Here is a 12,685-nt window from a genome sequence, read left to right as displayed (position 1 = left end):
GTGCGCTGGCGGCGTCGTGCGGCCGGTTTACTGGGCCAGGGTGGGGGCAGCCTGGCCGGCGGCCTGGGCTTGCTGTTGCTCGTACATGGCCTGGAAGTTGATTTCGGCCAGGTGCACGGGCGGGAAGCCGCCGCGCTGGATCACGTCGGCCACGTTGCCGCGCAGGTACGGGTAGACGATCTGCGGGCAGGCGATGCCCAGGATCGGGCCCATCTGGTCTTCCGGCAGGTTGCGGATCTCGAAGATGCCGGCTTGCTTGGCTTCGACCAGGAACACGGTGCGGTCGTCGATCTTGGTCTGCACGGTGGCCGACACGGTGATCTCGAAGATGCCGTCGGCCACGGGCTGGGCGTCCACGCCGAGCTGGATGTCGACGGTGGGCTGCGTCTGCTCCAGCAGGATCGCGGGCGAGTTGGGTTGTTCGAGCGACAGGTCCTTGAGGTAGACGCGCTGGATCTGGAACACGGGATCTTGGGCTTGCTGGTCGGCCATGGCTGAACTTTCGAGGATCAAAACAATGCCCGCCGGGGAGAGGGTCCCGCAGCGGGCTGCAGATGAGGGAACAAACGATTATCGCCCGACGGCCCGCGCACTTTCGTGACGCCCGGCCGCGAAAGGCTTCAGGCGCCTTGCAGCAGCGGAACCAGGCCGCCGCGGCTATCGAGCGCCATCAGGTCGTCGCAGCCACCCACGTGGGTGTCGCCGATGAAAATCTGCGGCACCGTGCGGCGCTGGGTGATCTCCATCATGGTGGTGCGGGCTTGCGGGTCGGTGTCGATGCGGATCTCTTCGATCTGCTCGACGCCCTTGGCCTTGAGGATCTGCTTTGCACGCGTGCAGTACGGGCAGACGGCGGTGGTGTACATCTTGACGGCTTGCATGCGCTCTACCTTGGGAAGAATCAGGCTTTTTCAACCGGCAGGTTGGCCTCTTTCCAGGCCTTCAGCCCGCCAGCGACGGCTTGGGCCTGTTCGTAGCCGAGCTTCTTGGCCGTGGCCACGGCGCGCTGGGCGCGGGCGCCGGTGGCGCACACCAAGAGCAGCGGCACGTTCTTGTTCTTGACCGTGCTGGCCAGCTTCTCGTCCAGCAGGTTCAGGGGCACGTTCTTGGCGCCGATCATGTGGCCGGTCGCGAATTCTTCGGGTTCGCGCACGTCGACCAGCACGGCGCGTTCGCGGTTGATGAGCTGCACGGCGCCCTGGGCCGTGAGCGTGCCGCCGCCCGCACCCCGGATCATCGGCCAGGCCAGCATGCCGCCCGAGGTGAGCGCCATCAGGATCAGCATCCAGTTCGCGGTGACGAATTCGATCAATTTCACGGGGGTTCCTTGGATGGCAAACCCGGGATTTTAGAATGCTGGTTTTCCCACGCGCTTCCAAAGGCCTCCGACATGCACAAACTGGTACTGATCCGCCACGGCGAATCGACCTGGAACCTCGAAAACCGCTTCACCGGCTGGACCGACGTCGACCTGACCGAAACCGGCGTCGAGCAGGCCAAGCAGGCCGGCCGGCTGCTCAAGGCCGAGGGCTATGACTTCGACGTGGCCTACACCAGCGTGCTCAAGCGCGCCACCCGCACCCTCTGGCACACGCTCGACGAACTCGACCGCACCTGGCTGCCCGTGGTGCACTCCTGGCGCCTGAACGAACGCCACTACGGCGGCCTGCAGGGCCTGAACAAGGCCGAAACCGCAAAGAAGTACGGCGACGAGCAGGTGCTGGTCTGGCGCCGCAGCTACAGCACCCCGCCACCCCCGCTGGAAGCCGACGACCCGCGCAGCGAGCGCTCCGACGTGCGCTACGCCAAGCTGTCGCCCGAGCAAATCCCGCTGACCGAGTGCCTGAAGGACACGGTGGCGCGCGTGCTGCCGTTCTGGAACGAGTCGATGGCCCCGGCCATCCGCACCGGCCGCCGCCTGGTCGTGGCCGCGCACGGCAACTCGATCCGCGCGCTGGTGAAGTACCTGGACGGCATCTCGGACGACGCCATCGTCGGCCTGAACATCCCGAACGGCATTCCGCTGGTCTACGAGCTCGACGACGACCTCAAGCCCCTGCGTCACTACTACCTGGGCGATGCCGCCGCCGCCGAGAAGGCCGCCGCCGCGGTGGCCTCGCAAGGCAAGGGTTGAAGAAGTAAGCAAAGGAACAAAATCCGTCCTGTCGGCCCCTCCGTGGAACCCCGGCAGGCAATTTGCTTCCAAGCTGTGTATATTGGTTCGACAGCCGTCGACATACAGGACATTTCACTCATGATGGGCCAGAAACTGAAGATCACCGGCTGGGTCGCCGCCGGCGCCGTTGCTGGCGTCCTGACCACCGTCTCGCTGCAGACGGTCGCGCGGGGTTCGCTCGCGCCGCTCCCGCTCGAGGAGTTGCAGCAGCTCGCGGCCGTCTTCGGGATGGTCAAGAGCGACTATGTCGAACCGGTCGACGAGAAGAAACTCATCTCGGACGCCATCTCGGGCATGGTGGCCGGGCTCGATCCGCACTCGCAGTACTTCGACAAGAAGTCCTTCAAGGAATTCCGCGAGGGCACCACGGGCCGCTTCGTCGGCGTGGGCATCGAAATTTCGCAGGAAGACGGCCTCATCAAGGTCGTTTCCCCCATCGAGGGCTCGCCGGCCTTCCGCGCCGGCCTGAAGCCGAACGACCTGATCACCAAGATCGACGACACGGCCGTGCGCGGCCTGTCGCTGAACGAAGCCGTCAAGCGCATGCGCGGCGAGGCCAATACCAAGGTGCTGCTGACCATCTTCCGCAAGGACGAGAGCCGCACCTTCCCGGTCACGATCACGCGCGAGGAAATCCGTACCCAGTCGGTGCGCGGCAAGATGATCGAGCCGGGCTACGGCTGGATCCGCCTGTCGCAGTTCCAGGAGCGCACGGTCGACGACTTCGTCAAGAAGATCGAGGAGCTCTACAAGGAAGACCCGAACCTCAAGGGCCTGGTGCTCGACCTGCGCAACGACCCGGGCGGCCTGCTCGACGCGGCCGTGGCGGTGTCGGCGGCCTTCCTGCCCGAGAACGTCACGGTGGTCACCACCGACGGCCAGCTGGCCGAAAGCAAGTCGATCTACAAGGCGGCGCCCGAGTACTACCAGCGCCGCTCGGGCAGCGACCCGCTGCGCAACCTGCCGGCGGCGCTCAAGAACGTGCCGCTGGTGGTGCTGGTGAACGAAGGCTCGGCCTCGGCCAGCGAGATCGTGGCGGGCGCGCTGCAGGACCACAAGCGCGCCACCATCATGGGCAGCCAGACCTTCGGCAAGGGCTCGGTGCAGACGGTGCGCCCGCTCGGCCCGGACACCGGCCTGAAGATCACCACCGCGCGCTACTACACGCCCAGCGGCACCTCGATCCAGGCCAAGGGCATCGTGCCCAACGTGCTGGTCGACGAAAGCGCCGAGGGCAGCCCCTTCGCCGCCCTGCGCATGCGCGAGGCCGACCTCGAGAAGCACCTGGCCAGCGGCCAGGGCCCCGAGGTGAAGGACCCCGAGCGTGAAAAGGCCCGCGACGAAGCCCGCAAGCGCCTCGAGGAAGAAGCCAAGAAGCCGCCGCAGGACCGCAAGGTGCCCGAGTTCGGCACCGACAAGGACTTCCCGCTGGTGCAGGCGCTCAACCGCCTGAAGGGCCAGCCGGTGCTCGTGAGCAAGACGCAGGTCATCGTCGACAACAAGGACGAGAAGAAGGAAAACTGATCCCGGCAAGCGGGCCGCACGCACCGTGCGGTTCGCGCCACCGGCGTTTTCCCCTCCCCCGCAAAGGCCCAGGCAGGCGCGCATGGACGACCACGACCTGCTGCGCTATTCGCGGCACATCCTCCTCGAAGAATTCGGCATCGACGGCCAGGCGCGCGTCAGTGCCGGCCGGGTGCTCGTTATCGGCGCCGGTGGACTGGGCTCGCCGGTGGCCCTGTACCTCGCGGCAGCGGGGGTCGGCCACATCGTGCTGGTCGACGACGACGAGGTCGATCTCACCAACCTGCAGCGGCAGGTTGCCCACACGCATGCGCGGGTGGGCCAGCCGAAGGTCGCATCCGCCGCGCAGGCCATGCGCGACATCAACCCCGGCATCGCCATCGAAACCCACGCCGTGCGCGCCGACGAGGCGCTGCTGTCGCAGCTCGTGACCGGGGCCGACGTGGTGGTCGATTGCTGCGACAACTTCGCCACCCGGCAGGCCGTGAACCGCGCCTGCGTGGCGCACGCCAAGCCGCTGGTGGCGGGCGCGGCGATCCGTTTCGACGGGCAGCTGAGCGTCTACGACACGCGAGATACCACCTGCCCCTGCTACGCCTGCCTGTTCCCGCCCGAAGCCAGCTTCGAGGAAACGCGCTGCGCGGTGCTCGGCGTGTTCGGCCCGGTCGTCGGCACCATCGGCACGCTGCAGGCCAGCGAGGCACTCAAGCTGCTGGCGGGCATCGGCCCGTCGCTGGCGGGCAAGCTGCTGATGTTCGACGGGCGCAGCACCAGCTTCGACACGCTGCGCGTCTCGCGCGACCCGCACTGCAGCGTCTGCGCGCAGCGGCCCCAGGCCGGCGCCTGAGCGCCCACCCTCTTCTCCTTTAAGGCTGGCGAGCCCCCTTGGCCCGCGCGGCACCGCGCGACGCCGCCCCGGCCGTGGGCCGGTTCGCCACCGCCAGCACGCCCGTGCAGTCGGCGTTCTCGCCGGGGCCGGTCTCGATGGTCGCGGCCAGCGCCAGCAGCGGGTTGATGGCGCCCAGCGCCAGCGCCGCCAAGCCACGGCCGGCCAGCGGCCCGATCTCGACGCCGCCCTTGGGCGCACCGAAGGTGCCGCTCACGACCAACGGCGTGCGCAGCGACAGGAAGCTCGCGCTCTTGGGCTCGGGGCGGATCACGAAGTCCAGCGACTCGGTCGCGAGGTTGGCCTGGCCGGTGGCGGTAAAGACGGCGTTGGTGGTGTCCAGCACCAGCGTGCGCCCGCTCATCACGCCCTTGTTCACGTCGAAGGCCAGTGCCGCGCAGCGCAGCTCCACATCGCGGTCGCCGCGCAGCAAAAACTTGAGGATGTCGCCGCCCACCAGTGTCGCGAACACCGGCATCAGGTTGCCGAACTGGCCGCGCCCCGACAGCACCGCCATGTCGCCCGACGCACCGCCGAGCCAGCTGGCCACCGAATTGCCGGCGCCCGACAGGTTGATGCGCCCGTCGAGCTGGCCGACGCTGTTGCCCGAGCTTTCCAGCTTGGGAATCAGCCGCGCGAGCTTCAGGCCGCGCACGTCGAGCGACATGCGGATGTCGGTCGGCGTCTTCCCGGCATCGATGCGGACCGCCCCCACCAGCTTGCCGCTGGCCACGCCAAGGTCGAGCGGGTCGAGCGACAGCACGCCGTCGGTCAGCTTGATCTTGACGCTGCCACGGTCCAGCGGCACCTCGCGCACGTTGCGGATGCGCTCGGCGGTGTAGCCCACGTCGGCGTTCATGGCGTGCAGCCGCGCGAAGTCGAAGGGCGTGGTCGGCAGCACCTTGCCGCCGGGCGGGCGCTTGGGCTGGGCCGAGGCGACCGGCGCCACGCCTTCCACCGCGTTGGCGGAACGCGCCGTGGGCGGCAGGCCGATCAGCGGGCCGAGGTCGTCCATGTCCATCACGCGCGAGCGCAGCGTGCCCGACAGGCGCGGCACCTTGCCGGCCTGGTCGAACGCCATGTCGCCGCCGATGTCCGACAGGCCCAGCCGGCCGTTGAGCCCCGCCGCCTCCCAGAGCTTGCCGCGCTTGCTCAGGCTGCCGCTCAGCGCATAAGGCGGGGTCTGCGGCAGCACGACGCCGGTCAGCGGGTACAGCGCGCTCAGCGTCTGGCCCTTGACCTGGAACGTGGCGTTGATGCCGTCAAAGCCCGCGAGCTGGGCCACGGTGCCGCTGGCCTTGAGCTTCGTCTGGCCGGCGGCGGCGTTGATCTCGAGCGGGAACGGCGGTGCGCCCGCGGCGTTGATCTGCAGCACGTCGCCCGTGCGACCGTCGGCCGTGAGCGGCTGGCCCTTGTAGCGGCCCTTGATGCGGTAGTGCAGCGGCAACTCGCCGCGGGTGCTGTCGTAGTCCAGGTCGGCGTGCACGTCGACGCCCAGGTGCGTGGCCAGGAAGTCGACGGCGCCCTTGTCGACCTGGATCAGGCCGATGGTGGGCACGGTGCCGGTGTCCGAGGTGTCCTTGCCGAAGGCCCAGGTGCGGCGCCCGTCGGACTCCATCTGCAGCCCCACCGTGGGCCCGGACAGCGCCAGACGCGGGATGACCACCCGCTTGTCGATCAGCGGCCAGAGCCGGATCTCGAAGCTCGCGCGCTCGGCCTTCACCAGGTAGGGGTCGCGCGCCCAGTCGGGGTTGGCGAATTCGATGCCGTCGAAGTGGATGGTGGCGGCTTTCCAGCCGAGGTCGACATCGAGCCGGCGGGTGATCTCGAACTTGCGCCCGGTCTTCTCGCTCACGAAACGGTTGAGCGGCTCGCGCAGCGTGTCCCACGGAAAGAAGGCGACGAGGAGCGCGAGCGCGGTCAGCAGGACGGCGACCAGCAGCACGAAGACCGCCAGCAGCTTCTGCCAGCGCGGCCGGGTGCGAAGGGATTGGGTTGCCATGCCCGATTCTTACCCGGATGACGGCCCCCGCCGGGTCGGCGGCAGGCCGCAGACCCCGTGCGGCATGGCCTACGGCGGCGACGGCGCGATCGTGCGTCGGAACCCGCCTACAACACGCGGCCCTTGAACCCTGCATGATCGGACGCGGGGAGGCCTCAATGTGTGCACGGGCAGACGCTCCCCTTCGCGGGACGCTTCAGGACACGAGCACCTGCCCACCTCGGAGGAAGCGGCTCGGCATGGATTCCAGATTGCAGACCTACGTTGTCGAAGACAACCCCACGATCCGTGAAAACCTCATCGGCACTCTGGAAGAGCTCGCCTGCGCGACGGTCGTCGGCTTTGCCGAAACCGAGCAGCATGCGCGCGAATGGCTGCACGGCCATGCCGATGAATGGCACCTGGCCATCGTCGATCTCTTTCTCAAGCAAGGAAGTGGCCTGGGCATCCTGCAGGCCTGCCAGTCGCGCAAGCCCGGCCAGAAGGTGGTGGTGCTCAGCAACTATGCGACGCCCGACATCCGGCGCCGCTGCGCCGAGTTCGGGGTCGACGCGGTGTTCGACAAGTCGAACGAGATCGACGCGCTGGTCGACTTCTGCCTGGCGCAGGCCGGAGCCATGCATGCCGCGCCCGATGCGAGCTGAACACAGGCCAGCGCGGGGACGCGCCCCGGCCGCCGGCCCCCCTGCGGGAGCACGCTCAATCGATGAGCTTGTTCTTCAGCGCGTAGTAGGTCAGGTCGCTGTTGGACGACAGGTTCATCTTCTCCATCAGCCGCGTGCGGTAGGTGCTCACCGTCTTCACCGACAGCGACAGCGTCTTGGCGATGTCGCCGGCGGTCTCGCCCTTGGCCAGCTTCAGGAACACCTGGAACTCGCGCTCCGAGAGCTGCTCGTGCGGCGCGGCGTCGTCCTTGCGGTCGAGCTGGCGGGCCAGCAGTTCGGCCACGGCGGGCGTGATGTAGCGCCGACCCAGCGAAATGGTGCGGATGGCGTTCACGATCTCGATGGGATCGCATTCCTTGTTGAGGTAGCCGCTGGCGCCCTGACGGATCAGGTTCATCGCGTAGTGCTCCTCGGGGTAGCCGCTGAGGATCAGGATGCCCACGTCCGGCGCCTTGGCGCGGATCATGGCGAGGGCATCGATACCGCTTTGTCCCGGCATGGAGAGATCCATCACCAGCACGTCCAGTTCGGTGGTGCGGACCAGCTCGATGGCTTCACGCCCGCTCGCTGCCTCGCCCGCCACGCGCAGGTCCACGTGCTCGGAGAAGAACTGCCGGAGGCCCGATCGCACGATGGCGTGGTCGTCCACAATTCCAATTTTGATCATCTGTTACTTTCGTCGTTGTGCTGCGGACTTGGAAGCCGCAGCATGCCGGTCCCTGATTGTTATCAATTATTCACGAAGTTGCATTGAATGCGACCTTAAAGGTGACATGCACTGGTTAGCCCCTCCCAAAATGGCCGTCAGCCTGCTGCTCGCAGCGCTGGCTGCATTGGCCCTCGTGGGCATCAACGAGGCAGGGTACAGGCAATCGAGCCGGGCCCTGGCGGACATCGACGAGGCGCAGCAGATCCGCGGCACGCTCAACCAGATCCTGCAGAACATGCTGGACGCCGAAACCGGCCAGCGCGGCTTCCTGCTCACGGGCGAAGCCGCCTACCGCCAGCCCTACGACGTCGCGGTCAAGCAGGTGGACGGCCACCTCGCGACCCTGCGCCAACTGTATGCCGAACGCCCGGCCGAGCGAACCCAGCTGACCGAGCTGTCCAAGCACGTGCTGCGCAAGGTGGCCGAGATGGACATGAGCGTGCGCCTGCGCCACGAAGGCAACGAGGACGCCTGGAAGTTCGTCATGACCACCGACGTCGGGCGCGAGGAGATGGAGGCCATCCGCGCCACCGCCAGCGAGCTGGTGAAAGCCAGCAACCAGACACTGCACGCCAGCCAGCTGCAGGTGATGAAGTCACTGCAGCTGGCGCGTATCGGCACCGGCATCGTGGCGCTGGCCGCGCTGATCGCCTTCTTCCTGTACCTGCGCCAGACGCACGCGCTGCGCTCCGTGGGCGAACGCCAGCAGGAGGTGCTGCAGCGCGAGCGCAATGCGCTCGAAGACGAGGTGCGCGAGCGCACCGCCTCGCTGGCCGAGCTCGCCACCCACCTGCAGGACGTGCGCGAGACCGAGCGCGGCTACCTCGCGCGCGAACTGCACGACGAGCTGGGCTCGCTGCTCACCGCCGCCAAGCTCGACGTGGCGCGGCTGAAGTCGCGGCTGGCCGACGCGCCCGACGCGATCCAGCGGCTGCAGCATCTGACCGAGCTGCTCAACAGCGGCATCGCACTGAAGCGCCGCATCATCGAAGACCTGCGGCCTTCGTCGCTCTCCAACCTCGGGCTGGTCGCCTCGCTGGAAATCCTGGGGCGCGAGTTCGGGGAGCGCTCGGGGCTGGCGATCGAGATGGCGCTGGAACCCGTGACCATGGACGAGTCGCGCCAGCTCACGATCTACCGCATGGTGCAGGAGAGCCTGACCAACATCGGCAAGTACGCCGAGGCCACCGAAGCCACCATCGTGCTGAAGAACTACGCCAACCACGTGATCGTGGAGGTGACCGACAACGGCAAGGGCTTCGACGCACAGCGCATGCGCCCGTCGACGCACGGCCTGGCGGGCATGCGCCACCGGGTCGAGGCGGCGCGCGGCAAGCTCACCATCACCTCCACGCCCGGACAGGGCACGCGGCTCACCGCGATGCTGCCGGTGGTGAAGCCGGCGAGCCCCGACACCACCGCGCCACGCGCGGCCTCGGCCTGAGGGGCCGCGGCATTTCTTCACGCCACGGCCTGCGGCGACTCGGTCGCCTCCTACGCTCCCCCGCCCCGGTCGCTGACAGGGCCGATGCGGCCCTGCCCTTAAGGTGGGTCCTGTGCCATCCGGCACCGGGCCGCGTCTTCAGCGATGCGTCCGGATGCACGGTTTCAAACCACAAAGAGGGAAGCCTCGAAGGAGTTCCGCATGCTGCACTACGCCGTGGTATTTCTGGTCATCGCACTCATCGCCGCCGTGTTCGGCTTCGGCGGCATCGCTGCCAGCGCGGTGGGGATCGCCAAGGTCCTTTTCATCATCTTTGCCGTGCTCGCCATCGCCAGCTTCCTGGCCGGCTTGCTACGACGCAAGTAGCGTAGTTACGATCCACAGGCTCCCGCATTTCATCTTCCCGGAAAGGACTCTCCCATGAACACGACCAAGACCCCCTCGCAACTCGCCGACGACGTGCGCCAGACCGCCCAGGAAGCGGCAGAAACCACCCGCGCCTACGCTCAGAACGCGGTGAATGCGGCGGGCGAAAAGGTCCGCGAACTGCGCCGCGACGCCGAACCGGGTGTCGAGCAGTTGGCCGCACGCGTGCAGCAGGCCGTGCAGCGCGGCCTCGACGCCGCCTCGACCACCGGCGCCCGCGCACACCGCCGCATCGAACAGGCCGCCGACGTGACGGGCCGCTACATCTCCGACCAGCCCGTGCGCTCGGTGCTGCTGGCCGCTGCTGCCGGCGCCGCCATCACGGCACTGATCGTGCTGGCCAGCCGCCGCAGCCGCGACGACTACTGATCCGCTGAACCGCCACTGACCGACCGACCGACCCGACCCGCCCGACCACCCTCGCACATGCTTCATCCGATCTTCTCGACGGTGCTCGGGCACCCGGAGCTCATTGCCGATCACATCGCCAACTACGCGGCCCTTGCCCGGCAGGAGAGTGCCGTGGCGGGACGCGGCCTTGTCGCCCGACTGGTCGCGGGCGTCCTGGCCGTGGCCACCGCCGTGTTGGCGCTCGGGCTGATCGGCGTGGCCGTGCTGCTCGGTGTGCTGCACGGCAGCTTCCACTGGGTGCTGGTGGCCGTGCCGGCCGTGGCGGTGCTGATTGCGGCGATCTGCACCTGGATCGCCACCCGCCCGAGTCCGAACTACGGCTTCGACGATCTGCGCGCCCAGCTGGCCGCGGACCTCGACGCGCTGCATGCCGCCGGAGCCCGCCATGAGCAGCCCTGATCCCCGCCGCCCTGCCGCATCGCCGCTGACGCCGCAGCAGCGGCTGGCCATTTCGCGCCGCGCGCTCGTGCGGCAACTGAACGGCAGCGAGCCCGACGCACCGGCGCCCCACCGCGCCTTTGCCGCCGGCGAGGCCGACGATCTCGAATACGCACACACCGACGCGAGTGATGCGCCACCCGCCTCGCCGGGGCGCCGTCACAACGTCTGGAGCGCCATGGCGCGCGGCGTGGTGCAGCGCTGGTGGCGCCGCCATCCCGCGCACGCGGCCGGCCAGCTGGCCCGCCCCCTGCTCGAGCACTACGCCCGCACGGAGCCCGTCAAGCTCATGGCCGCCGCGGCCGCCACGGGCTCGCTGCTGGTGCTCGTGCGGCCCTGGCGGCTGATCTCGGCCACGGCCGTGATCGCGGCCGTGCTCAAGACCTCCGACGTGGCCGACCTGGTCAACACACTGATGCAAAGGCCTGCGCGACCGCCGCGCCAGGACCCGCCCTGACATCCCCCTGCGCATGCTGCACGCAGACAAGAAAAAGCCCGGTCGAACCGGGCTTTTTGCTTGGCGCAGCGGAAGGGCCGATCAGCCCTTCACTTCAAGCTGGTTGTCCACCGACTTCACGCCCTGCACGGCCTTGGCGATCTCCTCGGCGCGCGACTTGGCGGCGGCCGTCGGGGCCGGGCCCTTGAGGCTCACGGCACCGCCCTTGGTGTCGACGTCGATCTTGATTGCGCTCAGGTCCGGGTCCTTGGCCAGGCCGGCCGAGACCGAGGCGGTGATCGCGGCGTCGTCGACCGTGGCAGTCACAGCGGCGGTGGCTTCCTTGGTAGCTTCCTTCACATCGGCCGCGGCGCCGGCCATGCCGGTCTTCGCATCGGCTGCAGCCTGTTCGGTCTTGGCCTTGGCATCGGAGGCCGCCTGCTCGGTCTTGGCGACCGCGCTGTCGAGCTTCTCGCCGGCCGTCTGGTTGCCCGGCTTGTCGCAAGCGGCCAGGGTCAGGGCGGCGCCGGCTGCGAGCACGGCGAGCCAGGTGCGCGAGGCGGCAAAGGAAGCGAGGGAACGGTTCGATGTTGTCATGCGGAAATCCTCCTGCGGTCGGAATGAATGCATGGACCGGCTTGGTCCACGTCAAGCAATCTAGCGCCCACCGCCCGCCTGCGGGTGTCGCCGCAGGCCCGAAGCGCTGTAGGACAAGCAAGCGACGGCGAGCCGCTCAGGCGCTGACGATCCAGCCTTCGAGCGGGTCCATGCCCCCCGGCAATCCATAGCCAGGCCCGGGGCTGTCGGCACGCTGCCGGGCCCACGCGGCCTGCAGCAGGCACAGCACCGCATCGAGTTCGTCGCCCTTGGCATCGGCGCGCAGCCCGTCGCGCTGCGCGGCCGTGAGTTCGAGCCGCAGGCCGAGCCGTGTCTGCCCGGCTTCGAGCGCAGCCAGCAGGTCGGCACGTGCGGCCTCGCGCTCGGGCGACTGGCGCGCGAGGTCATCGCTCTTGTAGCTGCGCCGACCGATGAGTTCGCGCGCCAACAGGCCCGGGTAAGCTTCCAGCGCGATGCGGTCCTTGTGCGTGCCCGTGTGCAGGCCCGGCAACCTGGCGCCCGCTGCGAGCAGGCGCGGCACGCCGGCGTGCAGCATGTAGGCGACGGGCGGGTTCACCCACTTCATCGACGGGCTCGAGCCGGCCGGCGCATCGGTCGCACGGTGCGCGAACTTGCCGCCGACCGGGCGCGCCGCGCAGAAGGCGGCGAAGGTGTCGCGAATCTCGGCGCGGCTCAGGGCGGCGTAGTGGGCGATCAGCGCATTCCATGCTGTCGGCCATTGCAGGTGCTCCACCAGCTCGCGCGGCAGGCCGAAGGGAAAGTCGAAGCCGCCGACCCAGGCGGGCGTGTCACGCAGCCAGTCGCCCCATGCCTCCAGCGCAGAGAAGCGCTGCAGACCCGTGAGCACGACCCTGTGCGTGTCGGCCCTCTCGCCGACGGCCACGACGATCGGTTTGCGGGCGGTCGGTGCGCTCGAGAAATCGCAGCCGAAGAGCATCGCCCGCCTTCGG

Annotated in this window: 16 protein-coding genes; 9 read left to right on the top strand and 7 right to left on the bottom strand. The window is 68.5% G+C overall.

Annotated elements, in window-relative coordinates; genetic code table 11:
* Positions 1-27: 27 nt before the first annotated feature.
* The 3 genes from secB to AC3WQM_RS05730 all read right to left on the bottom strand — a co-directional run bounded on the left by secB (position 28) and on the right by AC3WQM_RS05730 (position 1,285).
* Positions 28-492: a protein-export chaperone SecB gene (gene secB, locus AC3WQM_RS05740; protein ID WP_099792246.1), complete on the bottom strand. Its 465-nt coding sequence runs from the start codon at positions 490-492 to the stop codon at positions 28-30.
* A gap of 128 nt (positions 493-620) precedes the next feature.
* Positions 621-881, bottom strand: a complete 261-nt coding sequence (grxC, locus tag AC3WQM_RS05735) for a glutaredoxin 3 (RefSeq protein WP_062477087.1) — start codon at positions 879-881, stop codon at positions 621-623.
* A gap of 20 nt (positions 882-901) precedes the next feature.
* Positions 902-1,285: a rhodanese-like domain-containing protein gene (locus AC3WQM_RS05730; RefSeq protein WP_492677924.1), complete on the bottom strand. Its 384-nt coding sequence runs from the start codon at positions 1,283-1,285 to the stop codon at positions 902-904.
* Positions 1,286-1,390: 105 nt separating this feature from the next.
* Between AC3WQM_RS05730 and gpmA the strand changes: the two genes are divergently transcribed.
* The 3 genes from gpmA (at position 1,391) to AC3WQM_RS05715 (ending at position 4,547) form a co-directional block, all read left to right on the top strand.
* Positions 1,391-2,134 carry a 2,3-diphosphoglycerate-dependent phosphoglycerate mutase gene (gene gpmA / locus AC3WQM_RS05725; protein ID WP_013543140.1) on the top strand — a complete coding sequence of 248 codons (744 nt, stop codon included), beginning with the start codon at positions 1,391-1,393 and terminating at the stop codon, positions 2,132-2,134.
* A 123-nt stretch (positions 2,135-2,257) separates the two neighbouring features.
* On the top strand, positions 2,258-3,700 hold the full coding sequence (locus tag AC3WQM_RS05720; RefSeq protein ID WP_099797176.1) for a S41 family peptidase: 1,443 nt from the start codon (positions 2,258-2,260) through the stop codon (positions 3,698-3,700).
* A gap of 82 nt (positions 3,701-3,782) precedes the next feature.
* On the top strand, positions 3,783-4,547 hold the full coding sequence (locus AC3WQM_RS05715; RefSeq protein WP_492677291.1) for a HesA/MoeB/ThiF family protein: 765 nt from the start codon (positions 3,783-3,785) through the stop codon (positions 4,545-4,547).
* 19 nt (positions 4,548-4,566) lie between these two features.
* Here the strand turns inward: AC3WQM_RS05715 and AC3WQM_RS05710 are convergent, their stop codons facing one another.
* The gene (locus AC3WQM_RS05710) at positions 4,567-6,588 is read right to left on the bottom strand and encodes an AsmA family protein (RefSeq protein ID WP_492677290.1); all 2,022 of its coding nucleotides are present in this window, start codon (positions 6,586-6,588) and stop codon (positions 4,567-4,569) included.
* Between the two features lie 239 nt (positions 6,589-6,827).
* Between AC3WQM_RS05710 and AC3WQM_RS05705 the strand changes: the two genes are divergently transcribed.
* Positions 6,828-7,232 carry a response regulator gene (locus AC3WQM_RS05705; protein WP_492677289.1) on the top strand — a complete coding sequence of 135 codons (405 nt, stop codon included), beginning with the start codon at positions 6,828-6,830 and terminating at the stop codon, positions 7,230-7,232.
* A gap of 55 nt (positions 7,233-7,287) precedes the next feature.
* On the opposite strand, the gene AC3WQM_RS05700 is transcribed toward AC3WQM_RS05705, so the two are convergent.
* Positions 7,288-7,920, bottom strand: coding sequence for a response regulator (locus AC3WQM_RS05700; protein ID WP_007837167.1), 633 nt, complete (start codon positions 7,918-7,920; stop codon positions 7,288-7,290).
* A 130-nt stretch (positions 7,921-8,050) separates the two neighbouring features.
* On the opposite strand from AC3WQM_RS05700, the gene AC3WQM_RS05695 reads away from it, so the two are divergent.
* The 5 genes from AC3WQM_RS05695 (at position 8,051) to AC3WQM_RS05675 (ending at position 11,138) form a co-directional block, all read left to right on the top strand.
* Positions 8,051-9,406: a CHASE3 domain-containing protein gene (locus AC3WQM_RS05695; protein WP_492677288.1), complete on the top strand. Its 1,356-nt coding sequence runs from the start codon at positions 8,051-8,053 to the stop codon at positions 9,404-9,406.
* Positions 9,407-9,607: 201 nt separating this feature from the next.
* Positions 9,608-9,772 carry a DUF1328 domain-containing protein gene (locus AC3WQM_RS05690; protein ID WP_070063586.1) on the top strand — a complete coding sequence of 55 codons (165 nt, stop codon included), beginning with the start codon at positions 9,608-9,610 and terminating at the stop codon, positions 9,770-9,772.
* Between the two features lie 54 nt (positions 9,773-9,826).
* Positions 9,827-10,201: a hypothetical protein gene (locus tag AC3WQM_RS05685; protein WP_099792261.1), complete on the top strand. Its 375-nt coding sequence runs from the start codon at positions 9,827-9,829 to the stop codon at positions 10,199-10,201.
* A gap of 57 nt (positions 10,202-10,258) precedes the next feature.
* On the top strand, positions 10,259-10,642 hold the full coding sequence (locus tag AC3WQM_RS05680) for a hypothetical protein (RefSeq protein WP_099792263.1): 384 nt from the start codon (positions 10,259-10,261) through the stop codon (positions 10,640-10,642).
* Positions 10,629-11,138 carry a hypothetical protein gene (locus tag AC3WQM_RS05675; protein WP_492677287.1) on the top strand — a complete coding sequence of 170 codons (510 nt, stop codon included), beginning with the start codon at positions 10,629-10,631 and terminating at the stop codon, positions 11,136-11,138. The genes AC3WQM_RS05680 and AC3WQM_RS05675 overlap by 14 nt, the downstream gene beginning before the upstream one ends.
* A gap of 81 nt (positions 11,139-11,219) precedes the next feature.
* Here AC3WQM_RS05675 and AC3WQM_RS05670 read toward each other — a convergent pair whose 3' ends face one another.
* Both AC3WQM_RS05670 and AC3WQM_RS05665 read right to left on the bottom strand, forming a co-directional pair.
* Positions 11,220-11,714 carry a BON domain-containing protein gene (locus tag AC3WQM_RS05670; RefSeq protein WP_489059730.1) on the bottom strand — a complete coding sequence of 165 codons (495 nt, stop codon included), beginning with the start codon at positions 11,712-11,714 and terminating at the stop codon, positions 11,220-11,222.
* A 136-nt stretch (positions 11,715-11,850) separates the two neighbouring features.
* Positions 11,851-12,672 carry a DUF429 domain-containing protein gene (locus AC3WQM_RS05665; protein WP_492677286.1) on the bottom strand — a complete coding sequence of 274 codons (822 nt, stop codon included), beginning with the start codon at positions 12,670-12,672 and terminating at the stop codon, positions 11,851-11,853.
* Positions 12,673-12,685: the final 13 nt, after the last annotated feature.

The sequence above is a fragment of the Variovorax sp. FW301-JW7 genome, from assembly GCF_058788795.1.
Note: the sequence above shows the minus strand (reverse complement) of the source record. Positions and strands in the feature narration are given on the sequence as shown.

Bases quoted from the DNA above. Each gene is read 5' to 3' on its own strand.
- AC3WQM_RS05730 (WP_492677924.1), bottom strand. From the start codon at position 1,285: ATGCTGATCCTGATGGCGCTCACCTCGGGCGGCATGCTGGCCTGGCCG.
- AC3WQM_RS05690 (WP_070063586.1), top strand. From the start codon at position 9,608: ATGCTGCACTACGCCGTGGTATTTCTGGTCATCGCACTCATCGCCGCC.
- AC3WQM_RS05710 (WP_492677290.1), bottom strand. From the start codon at position 6,588: ATGGCAACCCAATCCCTTCGCACCCGGCCGCGCTGGCAGAAGCTGCTG.
- AC3WQM_RS05720 (WP_099797176.1), top strand. From the start codon at position 2,258: ATGGGCCAGAAACTGAAGATCACCGGCTGGGTCGCCGCCGGCGCCGTT.
- AC3WQM_RS05680 (WP_099792263.1), top strand. From the start codon at position 10,259: ATGCTTCATCCGATCTTCTCGACGGTGCTCGGGCACCCGGAGCTCATT.
- AC3WQM_RS05675 (WP_492677287.1), top strand. From the start codon at position 10,629: ATGAGCAGCCCTGATCCCCGCCGCCCTGCCGCATCGCCGCTGACGCCG.
- AC3WQM_RS05665 (WP_492677286.1), bottom strand. From the start codon at position 12,672: ATGCTCTTCGGCTGCGATTTCTCGAGCGCACCGACCGCCCGCAAACCG.
- AC3WQM_RS05685 (WP_099792261.1), top strand. From the start codon at position 9,827: ATGAACACGACCAAGACCCCCTCGCAACTCGCCGACGACGTGCGCCAG.
- AC3WQM_RS05670 (WP_489059730.1), bottom strand. From the start codon at position 11,714: ATGACAACATCGAACCGTTCCCTCGCTTCCTTTGCCGCCTCGCGCACC.
- grxC (WP_062477087.1), bottom strand. From the start codon at position 881: ATGCAAGCCGTCAAGATGTACACCACCGCCGTCTGCCCGTACTGCACG.
- gpmA (WP_013543140.1), top strand. From the start codon at position 1,391: ATGCACAAACTGGTACTGATCCGCCACGGCGAATCGACCTGGAACCTC.
- AC3WQM_RS05715 (WP_492677291.1), top strand. From the start codon at position 3,783: ATGGACGACCACGACCTGCTGCGCTATTCGCGGCACATCCTCCTCGAA.
- AC3WQM_RS05695 (WP_492677288.1), top strand. From the start codon at position 8,051: ATGGCCGTCAGCCTGCTGCTCGCAGCGCTGGCTGCATTGGCCCTCGTG.
- AC3WQM_RS05705 (WP_492677289.1), top strand. From the start codon at position 6,828: ATGGATTCCAGATTGCAGACCTACGTTGTCGAAGACAACCCCACGATC.
- AC3WQM_RS05700 (WP_007837167.1), bottom strand. From the start codon at position 7,920: ATGATCAAAATTGGAATTGTGGACGACCACGCCATCGTGCGATCGGGC.
- secB (WP_099792246.1), bottom strand. From the start codon at position 492: ATGGCCGACCAGCAAGCCCAAGATCCCGTGTTCCAGATCCAGCGCGTC.